Genomic DNA, 18,392 nt, shown 5'->3' on the forward strand with positions numbered 1-18,392 from the left:
GCGTAAGACTACAGACAGGAGGTAGTATTTCTTACAAGCCGGAAAGTACGGGATTATACGGGCTGGGAAGTGAAAAGCGCGTAGGGTTTGTAGCAGGGGATTTCAGGGTGAATTGAGGACAAGACCGCAGCCTTCGGTCGAAAGCTGCGATCTCTTTTGACCTTACAACTCGTCGCTGATCGGCAATACGTAGTTCTTGAACTCGGTGTCTTCCTTGAATCCGATGGATTCGTAGGTTTTCTGCGCCACTTCGTTGTTGCTGCTGGTGGACACGCGCATGCGCACGGCGTTGGTTTCCTTGGCCATTTTCTTCGCGGTGCGGATCAAGTTGTCTGCAACCAGCTGGCGGCGGGCGTCTTCGGCGACGTAGATGTCGTTGAGGATCCACACGCGTTTGAGCGACAGTGAAGAAAAGCTCGGGTACAGCTGACAGAAGCCCAGCAGTCTGTTGCTGTCGTCATCGGACAGGGCCAGGTAGATCACCGACTCCTTGCGACGCAGGCGTTTCTCGAGGAACGCCCGGGACGAGTCCGGATAGGCCAGGGAGCCGTAAAACTCGCGATATTTGACGAACAACGGGGTCAGCTGGTCCAGGTGTTCGAGGGTCGCTTGAATAATCCGCATGGTAGGTCTCGTCTTCAAGTGGCTGTCTTCACGTGCTTTGGCGGCAAAGGGTACTCACTGGCAGCCGTGCGTCGATCCTGCCTGAAAAAGGTGAGAAAGCGCAATGCGGAAGCGGTTCAGGTTTGGGGCGCATCAAGCAGGAAATTTCCTTTGAGGTCCGCTCCTGCGTCCGATTCCAGCGTTTGCACCTGCGCTTCGTCCTTCAGATTGACCCCGGATAACTGTCGCCGGCACGCCTCGCGCATCAAATACAGCAAACGGTGTGCCGCCATGCCGTAAGTCAGGCCTTCGAGACGCACATTCGAGATGCAGTTGCGATAGGCGTCGGTCAGGCCGACCTTTGGATTGTAGGTGAAATATAATCCCAGACTGTCTGGAGAGCTCAGGCCAGGGCGTTCGCCGATCAGGATCACGGTCATTTTTGCACCCAACAGTTCGCCGATCTCGTCGGCTACCGCGACTCGCCCCTGTTCCACCAGTATGACGGGCGCGATTGACCATCCGTCGGCTGAACTCTGCTCTGCAAAGCGCGCCAGGAACGGCAGCGTATGGCGATGCACCGCCAATGCCGACAAACCATCGGCTACCACGATGGCCAGATCGACTCCGCCAGGATTGGCCGTGGCGTATTCGCGCAGGTTTTTTGCCGATTCCACGCTCAATTTGCGCCCCAGATCGGGGCGCTGCAGGTAGCTGTTGCGATCAGGCGCTGCGCTATGCAGCAACAGGCTTTGACGACCCCGTTCGGCCAGTTGCTCGCTGAGGGCGGCATGATCAAACGGCAAGTGCACCGCGTCTCGCGCCTGGGCGTGGGCATACTGAAAGTCCAGTTGGGCACGGGTGGGCATACTGGTGCCAGTGCGGCCCAGGGCAATGCGCGCGGGGGTCAGGCGTCGCAGCTCCAGCCACGGGTTGTGCGGATCGAAGGGTGGTTTTTCCATATCACTCATCCCAATTGCGCCAGGGCCTGGCGGAAGGCCGGCGGCAGACTGTTACCGAAGAGGACCTTGCCGTCCGCCTGGGTGAAGATGCCCATTTTCGCCAGCCATTGCTCGAACTCCGGGGCAGGCTTGAGCCCCAGCGTCTGACGGGCGTAAAGCGCATCGTGGAACGACGTGGTCTGGTAATTGAGCATGATGTCGTCTGAGCCAGGGATACCCATGATGAAATTGATCCCGGCCACTCCGAGCAGGGTCAACAGGGTGTCCATGTCATCCTGGTCCGCCTCGGCGTGGTTGGTGTAGCAGATGTCGCAGCCCATCGGCACCCCCAGCAGTTTGCCGCAGAAGTGGTCTTCGAGGCCGGCGCGGATGATCTGTTTGCCGTTGTAGAGATATTCGGGGCCGATGAATCCGACAACGGTGTTCACCAGGAACGGATTGAAATGGCGGGCCACCGCGTAGGCCCTGGTTTCGCAGGTCTGCTGGTCGATGCCGTGATGGGCATTGGCCGACAGGGCGCTGCCCTGGCCGGTTTCGAAATACATCAGGTTCTTGCCGAGCGTGCCGCGATTTAGGCTCAACCCGGCGTCGTAACCTTCCTTGAGCACATTCAGATTGATGCCGAAGCTGGCGTTGGCCGCCTCGGTGCCGGCAATCGACTGGAACACCAGGTCCAGGGGGACGCCGCGATTGACCGCTTCGATTGAAGTGGTGACGTGGGTCAGCACACAGGCCTGGGTCGGGATTTCGTAGCGCTGGATGATCGCATCGAGCATTTCCAGCATGGCGCAGATCGAGGCGATGCTGTCGGTGGCCGGGTTGATGCCGATCATGGCATCGCCGTTACCGTGCAGCAGGCCATCGAGAATGCTCGCAGCGATGCCGGCCGGTTCATCAGTGGGGTGATTGGGTTGCAGGCGGGTGGACAGGCGGCCGCGCAGACCGAGGGTGCCGCGGAACTGCGTGACCACGCGGATTTTCTGCGCGACCAGGATCAGGTCCTGTACGCGCATGATCTTCGAGACAGCCGCGACCATTTCCGGGGTCAGGCCGGGGGCGAGGGCGCGCAGGACCTGTTCGTCGGCGGCGTCGCTGAGCAGCCAGTCGCGAAAACCGCCGACGGTGAGATGGCTGACCACCGCAAAAGCCTGTTTATGGTGGGTGTCGATGATCAGCCGGGTGACTTCATCGGCTTCGTAGGGAATCAGCACTTCCTGCACGAAGTGGCTCAGCGGGATGTCGGCCAGCGCCATCTGCGCAGCCACGCGCTCGCCGTCGTTGAGGGCGGCGATGCCGGCCAGATAGTCCCCGGAGCGCGCCGGGGTGGCCTTGGCCATCACTTCCTTGAGGTTTTCGAAGCGGTAGGTCTGGGCGCCGACGGAATGGGCAAATACGGCCATGGGCGGTGTCCTCCAAATAACTCAAATTCATTTCCGACCCTTTGTAGGAGCTGTCGGGTGCAACGAGGCTGCGATCTTTTGATCTTGCTTTTAAAGATCGCAGCCTCGTTGCACTCGACAGCTCCTACAGGGGGGTGTGCACGTCCATAGGGCGTTGCCGGGCAACGGGCCCGGCGCCGGTGCAACTAGATACCTTCGAGCATAGCGTCCGCCGGTGCTTCGGAACGTTGCCGCGCGGTCAGTTGGAAATACAGGTAGCCGGCGGCCATGAAGCCGAGGAAGACCACGCCGATCAAGGTGTTGAACCACGCCATCGCCACCAGGCACACCAGCGCCAGGAACAGCGCGATCCCCGGTACGATCGGATAGCCCGGCGCGCGGAAGGTGCGCTCCAGGTTCGGCTCGGTTTTACGCAGCTTGAACAGGCTCAGCATACTGATGATGTACATCACGATGGCACCGAATACCGACATGGTGATCATGGCCGCCGTCAGCGACATGCCTTGCAGGTTGACCAGGCCATCGCTGTAGATGGCCGCAATGCCGATCACCCCACCGGCCAGGATCGCCCGATGCGGGGTCTGGAAGCGCGAGAGCTTGGCCAGGCTGCGCGGCAGGTAACCGGCGCGGGCCAGGGCGAAGAACTGGCGCGAGTAGCCGAGAATGATCCCGTGGAAACTCGCCACCAGGCCAAACAGGCCGATCCACACCAGCATGTGCATCCAGGTTGAATTGTTGCCAACCACCGCTTTCATGGCCTGGGGCAGCGGGTCGTTGATGTTGGCCAGCTGGCGCCAGTCGCCGACGCCACCGGCCATCACCATTGTGCCGATGGCCAGGAACACCAGGGTCAGGATGCCGCTGACGTAGGCCCTGGGAATCGTGCGTTTCGGGTCCTTGGCTTCCTCGGCGGCCATGGCTGCGCCTTCGATGGCGAGAAAGAACCAGATGGCGAAGGGAATGGCCGCGAAAATGCCGGGAATGGAAGCAATGGTGAATTCGCTGGAGCCAGACCAGCCATTGAGTACGAAGTTACTGAAACTGAAGCCTGGCGCGACCACGCCCATGAAGACCAGCAGTTCGGCGACTGCCAGCACGGTCACCACCAGTTCGAAGGTGGCGGCGATGCTGACACCGAGGATATTGAGGGTCATGAACACGAAGTAGGCGCCCACCGCGGCGATTTTCGGGTCCAGTTCCGGGTATTGCACGTTGAGATAGGCGCCGATGGCCATGGCGATGGCCGGCGGCGCGAATACGAATTCGATCAGGGTGGCGATGCCGGCGATCAATCCGCCTTTTTCACCGAAGGCCCGTCGACTATAGGCAAACGGCCCGCCGGCATGGGGAATGGCCGTGGTCAATTCGGTAAAACTGAAGATGAAGCAGGTATACATCGTTGCCACCATCAATGCGGTGACGAGGAACCCCAGGGTCCCGGCGGTGCCCCAGCCATAACTCCAGCCGAAGTATTCGCCGGAGATCACCAGGCCAACGGCAATGCCCCATAGATGCAGGGTGCCGAGTGTGGGTTTGAGCTGTGTGGAAGAAGTCATAAGTCCTCGCTGTTTTTTTTTGATCTTGTTGGACTTGCGTGTGTTGCGTTTGGGTGTGATACGGGCAGGCAAAGCCCGTGCCAGAGCGGCCAGGCCTTGAGTGTTATGTCAATGAGGGCGCCTTCGCCGGCAAGCCGGCTCCTACAGGTGCGGTGTGATCCCTGTAGGAGCTGGCTTGCCAGCGAAAGCCGTTACACGGTGTCGCGCCAGGTTAGAAGAAGCCCAGCGGATTGATGTCGTAGCTCACCAGCAGGTTTTTGGTCTGCTGATAGTGGTCGAGCATCATCTTGTGGGTTTCACGGCCGACGCCGGACTTCTTGTACCCGCCGAACGCGGCGTGCGCCGGGTACAGGTGGTAGCAGTTGGTCCAGACACGACCGGCCTTGATGGCGCGGCCCATGCGGTAGGCACGGTTGATGTCGCGGGTCCAGAGGCCGGCACCGAGGCCGAACTCGGTGTCGTTGGCGATGGCCAGGGCTTCGGCTTCGTCCTTGAAGGTGGTGATGCTCACCACCGGGCCGAAGATTTCTTCCTGGAACACGCGCATCTTGTTGGTGCCCTTGAGCAGGGTCGGCTGGATGTAATAACCGGAGGCCAGGTTGCCCTCGAGTTTTTCCACCTTGCCGCCGGTCAGCAGCTCGGCGCCTTCGCCCTTGGCGATTTCCAGGTACGAAAGAATCTTGTCGAACTGCTGCTCGGACGCCTGGGCGCCGACCATGGTGTCGGTGTCCAGCGGGTCGCCACGTTTGATTTGCAGGACTTTCTTCATCACGACGGCCATGAACTCGTCATAGATCGATTCCTGCACCAGTGCGCGGGACGGGCAGGTGCAGACTTCACCCTGGTTGAAGAACGCCAGCACCAGGCCTTCGGCGGCTTTTTCGATGAAGGACGGTTCGGCCTTCATGATGTCTTCGAAGAAGATGTTCGGCGACTTGCCACCCAGCTCCACGGTGGACGGAATGATGTTTTCGGCGGCGCATTTCATGATGTGCGAGCCGACCGGGGTCGATCCGGTGAAAGCGATCTTGGCGATGCGCTTGCTGGTGGCGAGGGCTTCGCCGGCTTCTTTGCCGTAACCCTGGACAATGTTCAGCACGCCCGGTGGCAGCAGGTCGCCGATCAGCTCGACCAGTACGGTGATGCCCAGAGGGGTTTGCTCGGCAGGCTTGAGCACCACGCAGTTACCGGCGGCCAGGGCCGGGGCGAGTTTCCAGGCGGCCATCAGGATCGGGAAGTTCCACGGAATGATCTGCCCGACTACGCCCAGGGGTTCATGGATGTGATAGGCCACGGTGTTGCCGTCGATTTCGGCAGCGCTGCCTTCCTGGGCGCGGATGCAGCCGGCGAAGTAGCGGAAATGGTCGGCAGCCAGCGGGATGTCGGCATTGAGGGTTTCGCGCACGGCCTTGCCGTTGTCCCAGGATTCGGTGATCGCCAGCAGTTCCAGGTTCTGTTCGATGCGGTCGGCGATTTTCAGCAGCACCAGCGAGCGTGCCTGGGCGGACGTGGCGCCCCAGGCATCGGCGGCCGCGTGGGCAGCGTCCAGGGCCTTGTCGATGTCTTCGGCCGTGGAGCGTGGGAATTCGGCAATGGGTTGGCCATTCACTGGCGAGGTATTGGTGAAGTACTGACCTTTGACAGGCGCGACGAACTCGCCGCCGATGTAGTTACCGTATTTGGCTTTGAACGAAACGATAGCGCCTTCAGTACCGGGGTGAGCGTAACGCATGATGTTTTCTCCTTGGTTCTTGTGCTTATAAGGAAGACGCGCGTGTGCGCTTGCTTTAAGCGTAGAGCAAGGGTCGGGCCACTGCCTTGCAGGTCATGTAAATCAAGGCCTTGCGCGGTTTTTGTCGGACGGGCGGAGAGTGCTTGTGACGCTTTCGGTACAGTGCTCGTGACACTTTGTACCGTTTCTGGCACAGGCTGTGACTGGCCGGTCTCGCCAGCATTGCAATGCTGGCCCGGCTGGAGGATGCTCGGCATCACCGCATGCACGGGTCGCCGAGCCCCGGGGAGCATAATAAGAAATGCACGACAACCATTTGAGTCGCCATGCCCAGCAGGTATTGACCGTCGCCCAGGGCAAGGCCCACCTGCAGGGGCCGGGCAGCGACCCGTCCATCGCCCGTTCCTGGCTGCGGTGCCTGGAGGACTATCATCTCGACCCCGCCCTGACCATGGCGCCGACGGTGCTGGAACATGGCCGCGTCCTGGAAAGCCGCGAGCGCTTGCAGCAGGTGCTGCACATCGCCGGTAATGAAATGACCAGCCTTCATCAGCAACTCTCCGGTGCCGGCCACGCTGTGCTGTTGACCGATGCTCGCGGGGTGATCCTCAATTGCGTGACGGCACCGGCCGAACGCAAGATTTTCGAGCGTGCCGGTCTCTGGCTGGGCGCCGACTGGAGCGAGGCCTGTGAAGGCACCAACGGCATCGGCACCTGCCTGGTGGAGCGCCAGTCGCTGACCATTCACCAAGATGAGCATTTCCGCGGGCGACACACCGGCCTGACCTGTTCGGCAAGCCCGGTATTCGATCCGCACGGCGAGCTGTTGGCGGTTCTCGACGTGTCCTCTGCCCGGCACGAGGTCTCGCGGCAAAGTCAGTTTCACACCATGGCCCTGGTCAATCTTTCGGCGAAGATGATCGAGAGCTGCTATTTCCTGCGTTGTTTCGACAATCAATGGCTGCTGCGTTTTCATCTGCAGGCCGAGTCCGTCGGTTTGTTCAGCGAAGGGCTGCTGGCGTTCGACGGTGAAGGGCGGATCTGCGCGGTCAATCAGAGCGCACTGAACCTGCTGGGGCATATCCGTGGCGGCTTGCTGGGCAAGCCGGTGGAGGCGTTTTTCGACTGCTCGCTGGACGAACTGCTCGGCCGCGCGAGCGTCAACGCCAGCGCCAGCTGGCCACTGCGCACCCGTGACGGACGCAACCTGTTCGCCGTGTTGCGCGGGCAGTCGCGTAAAGCGCCGGTAACGCCGGTGCCGCTGGTGCCAGGCCCGGTGGTGGAAGAGCGCTCGCGCCTGTCGGGCATTTGCCTCGGCGATCCAACGTTGCAGGCGGATTTCCGCAAGGCCCTGCGCGTATACGAGCGGGACGTCCCTTTGCTGATCAACGGCGAAACCGGTTCGGGCAAAGAAGCCTTCGCCAAGGCCGTCCACCAGGCCAGCCAGCGAGCGGAAAAAGCCTTCGTCGCCCTCAACTGTGCGGCCATCCCCGAAAGCCTGATCGAGAGTGAGCTGTTCGGCTATCGCGGCGGCAGCTTCACCGGTGCGCGCAAGGAGGGCATGCGCGGCAAGCTGCAGCAGGCCGATGGCGGGACCTTGTTCCTCGACGAAATCGGCGACATGCCGCTGGCCATGCAGACCCGTTTGTTGCGCGTGCTGGAAGATCGGCAAGTGGTGCCAATCGGTGGCGAGCCGGAATCAGTCAACGTGCGGATCATCAGTGCCACGCACCGCAATCTGCTGGAGCGGGTGCAGGACGGCGGTTTTCGCGAGGATCTTTATTATCGGCTCAATGGGCTCGAAGTCGCGTTGCCGGCGTTGCGCGAGCGCAGTGACAAAGCGCAGTTGCTCGACTTCCTGCTGGCCGAAGAGGCGCGCGGGGAAACCGTGCTGATCGACGGGCCGGCGCGCGAGGCGTTGTTGGGATTCGCCTGGCCGGGCAACGTGCGGCAGATGCGCAATGTGTTGCGTACGTTGGCGGCGTTGTGTGACGGCGGACGGATCGGGCTGGAGGATCTGCCGGCGATGATTCGTCAGGCGCAGCCGGTGGTCGTGCCAAAAATTGAAGAGCCTTGCGAACATCCGCTGGAAGATGCCGAGCGGCTGGCGCTGTTGAATGCGCTGGAGCATACGCGCTGGCATATGACGAATACGGCTGAGCTGTTGGGGCTCAGCCGCAATACGCTCTACAGGAAGCTACGCAAGCACGGGATCTCCCGTTAGGGAGTGGGTGTTTGAGTGAACCTGAACAACTGTGGCTCAACGAAAAAATGTATCCGGGAAGTCATCGAATAGAGTTTCATCAAACTCCATGGTCTTCTGATATTGCCGTAGTTGCTTTAGCCATGATTTCAGGACTTTAGGATCCTTGAGCTGTTCATGCAGAACACTTAGCTCTTCGAGGTCAGTGTTCAACATGTCGAGTTGGTGTTGATAGATGTCAGGCAGGTTCTGAACGGATAGCTCATCGAATGGCTCGAGATTGAATTGTTGCCTGAAAGACAGTTCAAGGTTGAGCACTTCCAGTTCCAACTCATCCAGTTGCTCGGTCAGGACCTGGTTGTAGTGCTTGAGTCGATCAGCAGACAGAGTTTCAAGAGTGCTCGCATTGATGTGCTCCATTTCCAACTGCAGTTGCAGCAGTTCGAGCAAGTTCCGTTCGCTATATGCCTGGTTGACGCGCTGCATCAGAGATGTCTTTCGTTTGCGCTCGTCCGGATCGGTTTCCCGGTCGGGGTGCAGGGCACTGGCCAGTTTGCGGTAAACCTCGCGAATAGATTGACTGACTTGGGCAGCCTCTTCTTTCAGGCGCTGCTGGCGTGCGTTTTTTTTACCCGGTTTTTGCTGCTGTGCGGTGTGTTCAGCTTGCTGCTGTTCAAGAATTTTTTGCGCAATGTCTTCAGGGGACTGCAAGTCGACATCATCGTCCAACTCAACACCGAATATGTCTTTCAGGCCGAGTTTGAATAATTCGTCTCCTTCACGCTCATCTGCGTCAAAGTCACCGCCGCTATGCTTGTTGTACAGCGCTTTCAAAGCGGCTTCCTGCTCCTCATTACAGCCGCGATCGATCAATGAGTAAGCTTGGTCAAGGATTTCCTGAACCAAGGTCCGGCGATCGACTTTCGAGAGCTTGATCCGTTCGCTGAGATGATCCAGGGCATGCACAAGCTCAACATTGCATTGATGAAATTGCTCGAGCCGGGGGGCGAACTCGAGATGCCAACGTTCGATATACAGGGGAGTAGCGGATTGCCATTCCTGAAGCACCAGGCGTTGTTTTTCGATCTTCTTGATGAGCCCGTTGAATTTCCGCTGTCCAGCGGAAAGTTTTTTCGTGCCTGAGGCAGGTGCGATGTTGATCTGGGAAGTGTTGTTCTTCACGGACTGCTCCAAGTGAACGTTCAAGGGATGAGCGGCATTATCAAGGTAAATCCAGCCTGGAACAGCGCATTCTGATGCCAAGTGTTTTCGGATGATGCAATAGTGTAGAGGGAAGCAGCATGGGTCAGCTCAAACACAAGGTGCGATTTTCCCCTCCCTAAGCTAACCTGCGGCCATGTTTTACGAGGTCGACTATGCACATTCATATTCTGGGTATCTGCGGCACTTTCATGGGTTCGATGGCGGTCCTGGCCAAAGAGCTCGGCCATCACGTGACCGGCTCCGATGCCAACGTCTACCCGCCGATGAGCACTCAGCTCGAGGCTCAGGGCATTGAGTTGACCCAGGGCTACGACCCGGCGCAACTGGACCCGGCCCCCGATCTGGTGGTCATCGGCAACGCCATGTCGCGCGGCAACCCGGCGGTCGAATACGTGCTGAACAAAGGCCTGCCTTACGTTTCCGGCCCGCAATGGCTGGCCGACCATGTGCTGCAAGGCCGCTGGGTACTGGCGGTCGCCGGTACGCACGGCAAGACCACCACCAGCAGCATGCTCGCCTGGGTGCTGGAGCACGCGGGCATGAGCCCGGGCTTCCTGATCGGCGGTGTACCGCAGAACTTCTCGGTATCGGCGCGCCTGGGTGACACACCGTTTTTCGTGATCGAAGCCGACGAGTACGACAGCGCGTTCTTCGACAAACGCTCCAAGTTCGTTCACTACCGTCCGCGCACGGCGATCCTGAACAACCTGGAGTTCGACCACGCCGATATCTTCCCGGATCTGCCGGCCATCGAGCGACAGTTCCACCATCTGGTGCGAACCATCCCGAGCGAAGGCCTGGTGATTCATCCGACTACCGAACCGGCCTTGCTGCGCGTGATCGAGATGGGTTGCTGGACCCCGGTGCAAACCACCGGTGCCGGCGGGCAGTGGCAGGTCAAGCTGCTCAGTGAGGATGGCTCGAAGTTCGAAGTGATGTTCGAAGGCGTCGCTCAAGGCGTGGTCGATTGGGACATGACCGGCCAGCATAACGTGGCCAATGCATTGGCCACCTTGGCTGCCGCGCGCCATGTTGGCGTGGTTCCGGCCATGGGCATCGCCGCATTGAGCGCCTTCAAAAGCGTGAAGCGACGCATGGAAAAAGTCGCAGAGGTGCGCGGCATCACCATCTACGATGACTTCGCTCACCACCCGACGGCCATCGCCACCACACTCGACGGCCTGCGCAAGCGCATTGGCGATGCGCCGTTGATTGCGATCATCGAACCGCGCTCCAACTCCATGAAGCTGGGCGCGCACCGTGACGGCTTGCCGGAGAGCGTGGTCGATGCCGACCAGGTGATCTGGTATGCACCGGCCAATCTCGGCTGGGATCTGGCCGGCACCGCGGCGCTGTGCACGGTACCGTCGATTGTCAGCGACTCGCTGGAAGGCATCATCGAGCGGGTCAAGAGCCAGGCCCAGCCGGGCACCCACGTGGTGATCATGAGCAACGGCGGCTTCGGCGGCCTGCACGGCAAGCTGGCCGAGGCGCTCAAATGAGTAACGGTCCGGACCGCATCACGCTGGCGATGACGGGCGCTTCCGGCGCCCAGTATGGCTTGCGCCTGCTCGATTGCCTGGTGCGCGAAGAGCGCGAAGTGCACTTCCTGATTTCCAAGGCCGCGCAACTGGTGATGGCCACCGAAACAGACGTCACGCTACCGGCCAAGCCACAGATGATGCAGGCCTTCCTCACCGAATACACCGGTGCTGCCGCTGGGCAGATTCGGGTCTACGGCAAGGAAGACTGGATGTCGCCGGTGGCCTCGGGCTCCGGTGCGCCGGCGGCGATGGTGGTGGTGCCGTGCTCCACCGGGACCCTGTCGGCCATCGCGACGGGAGCGTGCAACAACCTGATCGAACGCGCCGCCGATGTCACGCTCAAGGAGCGCCGGCAGCTGATCCTGGTGCCCCGTGAAGCGCCATATTCGAGCATTCACCTGGAGCACATGCTCAAGTTGTCGAACATGGGCGTGACGATTTTGCCGGCCTCGCCGGGTTTCTACCATCAGCCACAAACCATCGACGACCTGATCGATTTCGTCGTGGCGCGGATCCTCAATCTGCTGAACATTCCCCAGGACATGCTGCCGCGTTGGGGCGAATACCATCTGACCAGCGATGAGTAAGTGGTTGCTGATAGTGCTGGCGTTACAGCTGGCGGGATGTGCGACGGCGCGTACGCTGGATGCGGCCAAGCCAGGCGCGCCAGTGGTGTACTCCGGGACGCGGCTGGATTTGTATGCGCTCAATGGCGGTTGTTGCGCGATGGACCGCTTCGGCGCCGAGGCACCGAGCTATCCGGGTGTTGATCTGCCGGCCAGTGCGCTGTTGGATACGCTGCTGTTACCGTTGTCGTTGCTGACGGTGATCGGCGTGAGTTTCCAGGCAACCGGCGGATTGTAAAAACAAAAGATCGCAGCCTTCGGCAGCTCCTACATTGGGAAGGTGTACACCCTGTAGGAGCTGCCGAAGGCTGCGATCTTTTGATCTATTTGCCCAGCTTCCTCAACTCATCCGACTCGACAATCCGCACCCCATCCTGCTCCTCCAGGGCGAGGCGCCACATCGCGCGGGCCAGCTGACAGGCTTCTATGCCTCGGTACTTGCCGGGAATCAGTTTCGACAAGGGCCCGGCGAACTGCTCGCCCAGGCGTGGCTGGGTGCGTTCGCCCAACAGCAACGAAGGACGGCAGATGGTCAACTGCGGCCAGTCCTGCGCGCGCAAGGCATACTCCATTTCGCCTTTGACCCGGTTGTAGAAAATCGAGGACCTGCGATCGGCGCCCAGGGCGCTGATCACGATCAGGTGTCGTGCACCCATCTCCCGGGCACGCTTGGCGAACGCCACCACCATGTCCAGGTCCACCGCGCGAAACGCCTGCTCAGAGCCGGCCTGTTTGATGGTGGTGCCCAGGCAGCAGTAGGCGATGTCGACGCGGCCGTTCAATTGCGGCAGGAACTCAGTGGGGTCGCCTACCGGGTTCTCCAGGTGCGGATGTTCGGCCAGTGGTCGGCGCGAGGGGGCCAATACTCGCGATATCGTTGGCTCGTTGAGCAAGCGATCGAGTAAGTGTTCACCGGTCAAACCAGTGGCTCCGGCAAGCAACACGTGCTGAGGCGTCAAGTACATAATGTTTCTCCCTTGATACAGTTCAGCTTAGTTGTTCTTTGCATCCTTGCTGTCAATGGAGACACTTTGCAGCGCTTTTCGTGCCTGCTGCTTACGTAACAGTTGCCAATGCGAGAGCACGGTTTTCGGTGCCCAGATCTGCGGTTCGGAGGCTTCGAAATTGTCCGCCAGCTCGCGCTCGGCGACAGTGGCCTTGGCCAGTTTGAAGGCTTGCTCCAGGTCATCGGTCTGGTTCAGCGCCTGGGCGAACAAGGCGTCGCCGAAGTAGGTGAAGTTAGCTTCTTCGGAACAGCCGAAGGACACGCGGTCAGCTCGCGAGGCGGTCATGATCAGGGTGCGTTCGTCCTTCAGGGCGGGGATGAAACCGCCGGAGTAGCAGGACGAGATCACGATGATCTTGTCGCGGTTTTTCAGCGGGGCAAGGACGGCGGCAAGCTCGTCGGCGGGCAGGTCCGCCAGTTCCATGCGCGGCTGGTCGAGCACCAGTTCGTGCTCGCTGGTGCCATGGCTGGTCAGGTAGATGAACACCAGGTCTTCCGGGCCGCTGCGTTCGGCCAGCGTCTGGGCGGCGCGCCGCAGGTTCTCCCGGGTTGCCATCGGCCGGTCGCCGAGGTGGTCGCGATGGTTCACCAGGCGGATCTGGCCATAGGCGCCGAAGCGGCTGGTGAGCATGTTCGCGACATAGTCGGATTCGCGCAGGAACACGCTCTGCTTGCCGTCGCCGCCAAGGGTCAGGGTATAAAGCTCCACGGCCGGGGTCGAGGCTGGAACGTTGCTCAGCGCCTCTTCGAGCAAGCGCCCCTGGGCCAGCAAGCCAAGCTCGAGGGTGTCGGGCAGCAATTTGCCCTCGGCATCGCGCACGCGCTGGCCGTTGATCCAGGTGCCACTGAGCACGGAACCGTCGGTGAGGACCAGGGTGCCGCGCCCGGAGTAAGTGTCGTTGTCGAACTGGCCGGTGTAGAAGCTGCCGTCGGCCAGGTTCAAGCGGCCCTGGCCGGTGAAGCGCCAGTCGCTGAAGTGGCCGATGTAATGGCTGCCGTCGGCGCCGATCAATTCGCCCTTGCCGTTGAGCGAACCTTCCTTGAACTGACCCAGCCAGACGTCGCCGTCGGCGTTTTCATAACGACCCTTGCCGTGCAATTGGTTGTTCTTGAACCCGCCGACATAGATATCGCCTTCGGCACTGTTGAAGGTTCCGTTGCCTTCCAGCTGACCATCGACGAAGTGCCCGGTGAATTGATTGCCGCTGCCGTCGCTGCGTTGGCCATCGCCATTGGGCTTGCCGTGGGCGAACTGGCCCTGATAGGCGCTACCATCTTCGAGCTCCAGGCGGCCGAGCCCCGAATATTGGTCGGCCTTGAACCCGCCCCGGTAAAGCATGCCGTGTTCTTTGAGGGTGCCTTCGCCGTCGCGTCGGCCCAGCTTGAAGCCACCGTCGTAACTGCCACCGTTGGTGGTCAGGGACCCTTGGCCATCGAACAGGCCTTGCTTGAACTGCCCGCGATAGACCTCGCCATTGCTGCCATGCCATTCACCCTGGCCATGCCACTGGCCCTGGTCGAACTCGCCGGCGTACCAGCTGCCGTTCGGGTAGTCGATGCGGCCCTGGCCCTGCAGCAACCCGTTGACCAGCTCCCCGCGATAGCGTCCACCGTCCGGCAGGCGGGCGTCCGCGGGCAATAGCGATTCGCCGTCGCCGCAAGCGGTGAGCATCAGGGTCAAGGCGAGGAGTGCAAGTGGGCGCATAGCGGGTTCCGGGCAATTAGGCGACCGAGTATGCCGCAGCTATGTGTCCTTATACAGCCGGTAGAAAAACAGCCGGTGCGAAACAGCCTGTGCTGCTTCGCATCCCGGAGGGCTTACACGAAGCAGAGCGACAGGGATTCGGCGACGTACGCCGGTTTGTCCATGCCGTCGATTTCCAGTGTGGCGATGGCCTTGAGCAGCCATTGACCGGGTTTTTTCTCGGTGACCTCGGACAGTTCGACCTTGAGGCGCACCTTCGAATCGACCTTGACCGGCTGAATGAAGCGCACGCTGTCCAGACCGTAGTTGACCACCATTTTCAAGCCTTCTGGCATGACGAGGATGTCTTCCATCAGTTTCGGAATCAGCGACAGCGACAGAAAGCCGTGGGCAATGGTGCCGCCAAAGGGCGTTTGCGCGGCCTTGACCGGGTCGACGTGGATGAACTGATAGTCCCCGGTGGCTTCGGCGAACAGGTTGATGCGCTCCTGATCGATGGTGAGCCATTCGGAACGTCCGAGTTCCTTGCCGATATAATCTTTGAGCTCTGCAACGGGTACATAGGGCATTGAGACTCTCCTGGGTTCATCGATTTTATAGTTTTTAGGTGGGGGGATTTGACCTCCCGGATTTACCACTTTAGATCACCATGGCAAAAGGCCGCGGTCAACAGACCATGCTTATGGCGAATGCCGGTCCATAGCGCAAGCGTGCTTATAATGCGCGGGCCGATGCGGGTGACGGATTTTGCGGGAGATCTTTGATGTTGTTACGTGGCCTGACCTGGCTGGTGCTGTTCCAATTGCTCGGCACCGCGATCAACCATTTGTTCTTGCCCTTCCTGCCGGGGCCGATCATCGGCCTGCTGCTGTTGCTGATATTTCTGATCGGTCGTGGCCAGGTCGGTGAGCCGTTGAACCTTGCAGCCAGCAGCCTGCTGCGCTACCTGCCATTGCTGCTGGTGCCGCCGGCCGTGGGGGTGATGGTGTACGCCGCGGACATCGCCGCCGATTTCTGGGCCATTGTCGGCGCGCTGGTGTTGTCATTGTTGCTGTCGATGGCGTTCGCTGGTGTCCTCATGCAACGCATGGTCAAGCGCCATGTTCAACCTGAGGACGGCCAATGATCCTTGACTGGCACGGCGCCTGGACGTCGGTGATTCATCATCCCTTGTTCGGCATCGGCATCACGCTCGGCGCCTATCAACTGGTGCTGGCGGCGTTCGAGAAAACCCGCTGGATCTTTTTGCAGCCTGTGCTGGTCTCCATGTTGCTGGTGATCGGTGTGCTGGTCGGCTGCGGTCTGACCTACGCCGAGTACCGCAAGAGCACCGAGATCCTCAGTATTTTGCTCGGCCCTGCGACGGTCGCGCTGGCCGTGCCGCTTTACCTCAATCTGCGGCGGATCCGACAGTTGTTCTGGCCGATATTTACTACGCTGGTGATAGGCGGTGTGGTCGCCACGTGCATGGGCGTGCTGTTGGGCTGGTGGTTTGGGGCCGAACACATGATCCTGATGACCATGGCGCCGAAATCGGTGACGTCGCCCATCGCCATGCTGGTGGCCGAGCAGATTGGTGGCGTCGCCGCGCTGGCGGCGGTGTTCGTGCTGATCACCGGGGTAATCGGGGCGATCTTCGGCCCGAGCCTGTTGACCCGGCTCGGTGTCCACAGTCCCGAGGCTCGCGGCATGGCCCTGGGCATGACCGCCCATGCGGTCGGCACCGCGGTGGCGATGCAGGAAAGTGACGAATGTGGCGCCTTCGCGGCGCTGGCGATGAGTTTGATGGGCGTGGCCACGGCGGTATTCCTGCCGTTGGCGGTGTCGATGGTGGTGTAAGGAATATGTCTATGAGTCTGCCGCTTTTTCCGCTGAACACGGTGCTGTTTCCGGGTTGCATCCTCGACCTGCAGATTTTCGAGGCGCGTTACCTGGACATGATCGGTCGCTGCATGAAACAGGGCGGCGGCTTCGGCGTGGTGTGCATCCTTGAAGGGAGCGAAGTCGGTATCGCGCCGCAGGGCTTTGCCATGGTCGGTTGTGAAGCGCGCATCACCGATTTTCAGCAGCAGGACAACGGCCTGCTGGGGATACGGGTTGAGGGCGGGCGACGGTTCAACGTGTTGACCACCGAAGTCCAGCGCGACCAGCTGATCCTCGCCGAGGTCGAATGGCTGGAAGACGAGCCTGAGCAGCCGCTGCAGGACGAAGACGCCGATCTGGTGGCCTTGCTCAAGGCCCTGGCCGAACACCCGATGGTCGAAGCGCTGAACATGGGCACCGAGGCCACCGGACAACAGTCGCTGGCCAACCAGCTGGCTTACCTGTTGCCGTTTGCCGAAGTGGACAAGATCGACCTGCTGCAACTTGATGATCCGCAGCAACGGCTGGATGCGATTCAGGCGTTGCTGGATGAGTTGCAGGGGGAGTTGTTTGCCTGACCCTTTTGGCTAATACGCGTAACGCAACATCGTGTGCGGCAAATGCCTCAATACGAAAAATCCGAACAACGCCACCAGCGCAGGCAGCACCAGCCACCAGACTCTGGGCGGCATGGCGTTGAGCGAAGTCCGGCGCTGACACAGCCACAAACTCGCCGCACAAACACACGACGCCAGCATCGCGCCCGCCAGCACATCCGTCGGCCAGTGTGCACCGAGGTAAACGCGGGAGAGGGCGATCGCCAGCGCCGGCAAGCACGCCACCAGCAACCAGGTCAGGCGCATCCGTGGCGGTTGCCCGCGGCCGGCCAGGACGGCGAGGGTCAGGAACAGTGCAAACGCCCCGGATGCGTGGCCGCTGGGCATGCTGTAGCTGGTCAGCGGGTCGCTCAATACCTCCGGGCGCACGCGGCCGAAAAAGTGTTTGGTCAGGGTGTTGCCCAGCGCGGTGCAGAGCAGGGTGGTGGTGGCGAAGATCAGCTGGCGCCATTGCCGGGTTATAAGCAGCAGCACCACCAGCAAGGCGCTGAAAATCAGCATGTTGCGGAATTCGCCAATCAGGGTGAAGACCACGGCCACTTCATCGAGCGTCGGGCTGCGGTGCTCCTGCACCAGGGTCATGACCCCCTGATCGAGGGCGTCCAGGTGCGGATAACCGATAAACAGACCCGCCAGAATCAGCAGGCTCATGCCGGCAATGAACACCGTGGCCTTGCGATGGCGGCGCAGGCTGCTGGTTGCGCTCAGCCCGACCATGATTGCAATGCTGCCGGCCACGATGCCGGCCTCAAGCCAGAAGCCTTCGGGCAGCGGCAATCGAATCGCCGCGCCTGTGGCCCAGCCCGGTAGCAGGTATGCCACCGACCAGCCGGCGCCAGCCAGCAGGCTGACCGCGAAGAAGCGCGGGAAGGGCATGTCGAACATCCCGGCGACCATCGGCAGCATCGGGCGCAGGGGGCCGATGAAGCGTCCGACCAGCAGGCTGGCGATACCGTAGCGCTGGAAATACGCTTCTGCCCCGGCGATCCATTCCGGGTGATGACGCAAGCCCGGCAGGCGCCGGATGTTCTGATGGAAGTGTCGGCCGAGGAAATACGAAACCACGTCGCCGAGCACGCCGGCGAGAAAACCCAGGAGCAAGGTCTCACTCAATGACAGTGCGCCGCTGCCGGCCAGTACCGCAACGGCGAACAGCAATACGGTGCCAGGCACGATCAGGCCGGCAATCGCCAGGCATTCCACAAAGGCCACGATGAATACCGCTGCCGCCAGCCATTGCGGGTTGACCGTCAACCAGCCGGTCACGCTATCGAGCCATGGGCCCATAAAAACAACTCCATCGAATTCAAATGGCCCTTGGCGGGCGAATATCATCTTAAAACGCTACGTG

General features: G+C 60.7%; 17 protein-coding genes. 7 read left to right on the forward strand and 10 right to left on the reverse strand.

What is annotated here, in order from left to right; all coding sequences use genetic code 11:
* Nucleotides 1-162 precede the first annotated feature (162 nt).
* The 5 genes from NPS56_RS09770 to exaC all read right to left on the reverse strand — a co-directional run bounded on the left by NPS56_RS09770 (nt 163) and on the right by exaC (nt 6,253).
* Complete coding sequence (locus tag NPS56_RS09770) at nt 163-624, reverse strand: GNAT family N-acetyltransferase (RefSeq protein ID WP_077186306.1); 462 nt, start codon at nt 622-624, stop codon at nt 163-165.
* A 116-nt stretch (nt 625-740) separates the two neighbouring features.
* Nucleotides 741-1,565 carry an ethanolamine ammonia-lyase subunit EutC gene (eutC, locus tag NPS56_RS09775; RefSeq protein WP_274074600.1) on the reverse strand — a complete coding sequence of 275 codons (825 nt, stop codon included), beginning with the start codon at nt 1,563-1,565 and terminating at the stop codon, nt 741-743.
* Between the two features lie 5 nt (nt 1,566-1,570).
* Entirely contained in the window at nt 1,571-2,965 is a 1,395-nt protein-coding gene (locus tag NPS56_RS09780; RefSeq protein WP_274074438.1) for an ethanolamine ammonia-lyase subunit EutB, read from the reverse strand.
* Between the two features lie 185 nt (nt 2,966-3,150).
* Nucleotides 3,151-4,521 (reverse strand): ethanolamine permease, encoded by a 1,371-nt coding sequence (gene eat / locus NPS56_RS09785; protein WP_274074439.1) that lies wholly within the window; start codon nt 4,519-4,521, stop codon nt 3,151-3,153.
* 211 nt (nt 4,522-4,732) lie between these two features.
* Nucleotides 4,733-6,253 carry an acetaldehyde dehydrogenase ExaC gene (exaC, locus tag NPS56_RS09790; protein WP_274074440.1) on the reverse strand — a complete coding sequence of 507 codons (1,521 nt, stop codon included), beginning with the start codon at nt 6,251-6,253 and terminating at the stop codon, nt 4,733-4,735.
* A 301-nt stretch (nt 6,254-6,554) separates the two neighbouring features.
* On the opposite strand from exaC, the gene NPS56_RS09795 reads away from it, so the two are divergent.
* Complete coding sequence (locus NPS56_RS09795; RefSeq protein ID WP_274074441.1) at nt 6,555-8,477, forward strand: sigma-54-dependent Fis family transcriptional regulator; 1,923 nt, start codon at nt 6,555-6,557, stop codon at nt 8,475-8,477.
* A 36-nt stretch (nt 8,478-8,513) separates the two neighbouring features.
* On the opposite strand, the gene NPS56_RS09800 is transcribed toward NPS56_RS09795, so the two are convergent.
* Nucleotides 8,514-9,638, reverse strand: a complete 1,125-nt coding sequence (locus NPS56_RS09800) for a J domain-containing protein (protein ID WP_274074442.1) — start codon at nt 9,636-9,638, stop codon at nt 8,514-8,516.
* Between the two features lie 194 nt (nt 9,639-9,832).
* Here NPS56_RS09800 and mpl point away from each other — a divergent pair, with 194 nt between their 5' ends.
* Genes mpl through NPS56_RS09815 form a run of 3 tightly spaced genes read left to right on the forward strand, consistent with a single transcriptional unit; the run spans nt 9,833 to nt 12,088 of the window.
* Entirely contained in the window at nt 9,833-11,182 is a 1,350-nt protein-coding gene (gene mpl / locus NPS56_RS09805; protein WP_274074443.1) for a UDP-N-acetylmuramate:L-alanyl-gamma-D-glutamyl-meso-diaminopimelate ligase, read from the forward strand.
* Entirely contained in the window at nt 11,179-11,811 is a 633-nt protein-coding gene (gene ubiX, locus NPS56_RS09810) for a flavin prenyltransferase UbiX (protein ID WP_274074444.1), read from the forward strand. Before mpl ends, ubiX begins: the two co-directional genes overlap by 4 nt.
* On the forward strand, nt 11,804-12,088 hold the full coding sequence (locus tag NPS56_RS09815; RefSeq protein ID WP_274074445.1) for a YceK/YidQ family lipoprotein: 285 nt from the start codon (nt 11,804-11,806) through the stop codon (nt 12,086-12,088). The genes ubiX and NPS56_RS09815 overlap by 8 nt, the downstream gene beginning before the upstream one ends.
* A gap of 85 nt (nt 12,089-12,173) precedes the next feature.
* On the opposite strand, the gene NPS56_RS09820 is transcribed toward NPS56_RS09815, so the two are convergent.
* From NPS56_RS09820 to NPS56_RS09830, 3 genes are all read right to left on the reverse strand, one after another.
* Complete coding sequence (locus NPS56_RS09820; protein ID WP_274074446.1) at nt 12,174-12,815, reverse strand: oxidoreductase; 642 nt, start codon at nt 12,813-12,815, stop codon at nt 12,174-12,176.
* A 27-nt stretch (nt 12,816-12,842) separates the two neighbouring features.
* The gene (locus NPS56_RS09825) at nt 12,843-14,561 is read right to left on the reverse strand and encodes a C13 family peptidase (RefSeq protein WP_274074447.1); all 1,719 of its coding nucleotides are present in this window, start codon (nt 14,559-14,561) and stop codon (nt 12,843-12,845) included.
* 113 nt (nt 14,562-14,674) lie between these two features.
* On the reverse strand, nt 14,675-15,130 hold the full coding sequence (locus NPS56_RS09830; protein WP_274074448.1) for a MaoC family dehydratase: 456 nt from the start codon (nt 15,128-15,130) through the stop codon (nt 14,675-14,677).
* A 194-nt stretch (nt 15,131-15,324) separates the two neighbouring features.
* Between NPS56_RS09830 and NPS56_RS09835 the strand changes: the two genes are divergently transcribed.
* From NPS56_RS09835 to NPS56_RS09845, 3 genes are read left to right on the forward strand one after another with little or no spacing between them, the layout of a single operon-like run.
* Nucleotides 15,325-15,687: a CidA/LrgA family protein gene (locus NPS56_RS09835; protein ID WP_274074449.1), complete on the forward strand. Its 363-nt coding sequence runs from the start codon at nt 15,325-15,327 to the stop codon at nt 15,685-15,687.
* Entirely contained in the window at nt 15,684-16,400 is a 717-nt protein-coding gene (locus tag NPS56_RS09840; protein WP_008065952.1) for an LrgB family protein, read from the forward strand. The genes NPS56_RS09835 and NPS56_RS09840 overlap by 4 nt, the downstream gene beginning before the upstream one ends.
* Nucleotides 16,401-16,411: 11 nt before the next feature.
* Nucleotides 16,412-17,002 (forward strand): LON peptidase substrate-binding domain-containing protein, encoded by a 591-nt coding sequence (locus NPS56_RS09845; RefSeq protein ID WP_274074450.1) that lies wholly within the window; start codon nt 16,412-16,414, stop codon nt 17,000-17,002.
* Between the two features lie 9 nt (nt 17,003-17,011).
* Here NPS56_RS09845 and NPS56_RS09850 read toward each other — a convergent pair whose 3' ends face one another.
* Nucleotides 17,012-18,328 (reverse strand): bifunctional DedA family/phosphatase PAP2 family protein, encoded by a 1,317-nt coding sequence (locus NPS56_RS09850; RefSeq protein ID WP_274074451.1) that lies wholly within the window; start codon nt 18,326-18,328, stop codon nt 17,012-17,014.
* Nucleotides 18,329-18,392 lie beyond the last annotated feature (64 nt).

The sequence above is a fragment of the Pseudomonas putida genome, from assembly GCF_028682635.1.
GTDB classification, from domain to species: Bacteria; Pseudomonadota; Gammaproteobacteria; order Pseudomonadales; family Pseudomonadaceae; genus Aquipseudomonas; species Aquipseudomonas putida_AE.

Bases quoted from the DNA above. Each gene is read 5' to 3' on its own strand.
- NPS56_RS09770 (WP_077186306.1), bottom strand. From the start codon at position 624: ATGCGGATTATTCAAGCGACCCTCGAACACCTGGACCAGCTGACCCCG.
- eutC (WP_274074600.1), bottom strand. From the start codon at position 1,565: ATGGAAAAACCACCCTTCGATCCGCACAACCCGTGGCTGGAGCTGCGA.
- NPS56_RS09780 (WP_274074438.1), bottom strand. From the start codon at position 2,965: ATGGCCGTATTTGCCCATTCCGTCGGCGCCCAGACCTACCGCTTCGAA.
- eat (WP_274074439.1), bottom strand. From the start codon at position 4,521: ATGACTTCTTCCACACAGCTCAAACCCACACTCGGCACCCTGCATCTA.
- exaC (WP_274074440.1), bottom strand. From the start codon at position 6,253: ATGCGTTACGCTCACCCCGGTACTGAAGGCGCTATCGTTTCGTTCAAA.
- NPS56_RS09795 (WP_274074441.1), top strand. From the start codon at position 6,555: ATGCACGACAACCATTTGAGTCGCCATGCCCAGCAGGTATTGACCGTC.
- mpl (WP_274074443.1), top strand. From the start codon at position 9,833: ATGCACATTCATATTCTGGGTATCTGCGGCACTTTCATGGGTTCGATG.
- ubiX (WP_274074444.1), top strand. From the start codon at position 11,179: ATGAGTAACGGTCCGGACCGCATCACGCTGGCGATGACGGGCGCTTCC.
- NPS56_RS09815 (WP_274074445.1), top strand. From the start codon at position 11,804: ATGAGTAAGTGGTTGCTGATAGTGCTGGCGTTACAGCTGGCGGGATGT.
- NPS56_RS09820 (WP_274074446.1), bottom strand. From the start codon at position 12,815: ATGTACTTGACGCCTCAGCACGTGTTGCTTGCCGGAGCCACTGGTTTG.
- NPS56_RS09825 (WP_274074447.1), bottom strand. From the start codon at position 14,561: ATGCGCCCACTTGCACTCCTCGCCTTGACCCTGATGCTCACCGCTTGC.
- NPS56_RS09830 (WP_274074448.1), bottom strand. From the start codon at position 15,130: ATGCCCTATGTACCCGTTGCAGAGCTCAAAGATTATATCGGCAAGGAA.
- NPS56_RS09835 (WP_274074449.1), top strand. From the start codon at position 15,325: ATGTTGTTACGTGGCCTGACCTGGCTGGTGCTGTTCCAATTGCTCGGC.
- NPS56_RS09840 (WP_008065952.1), top strand. From the start codon at position 15,684: ATGATCCTTGACTGGCACGGCGCCTGGACGTCGGTGATTCATCATCCC.
- NPS56_RS09845 (WP_274074450.1), top strand. From the start codon at position 16,412: ATGAGTCTGCCGCTTTTTCCGCTGAACACGGTGCTGTTTCCGGGTTGC.
- NPS56_RS09850 (WP_274074451.1), bottom strand. From the start codon at position 18,328: ATGGGCCCATGGCTCGATAGCGTGACCGGCTGGTTGACGGTCAACCCG.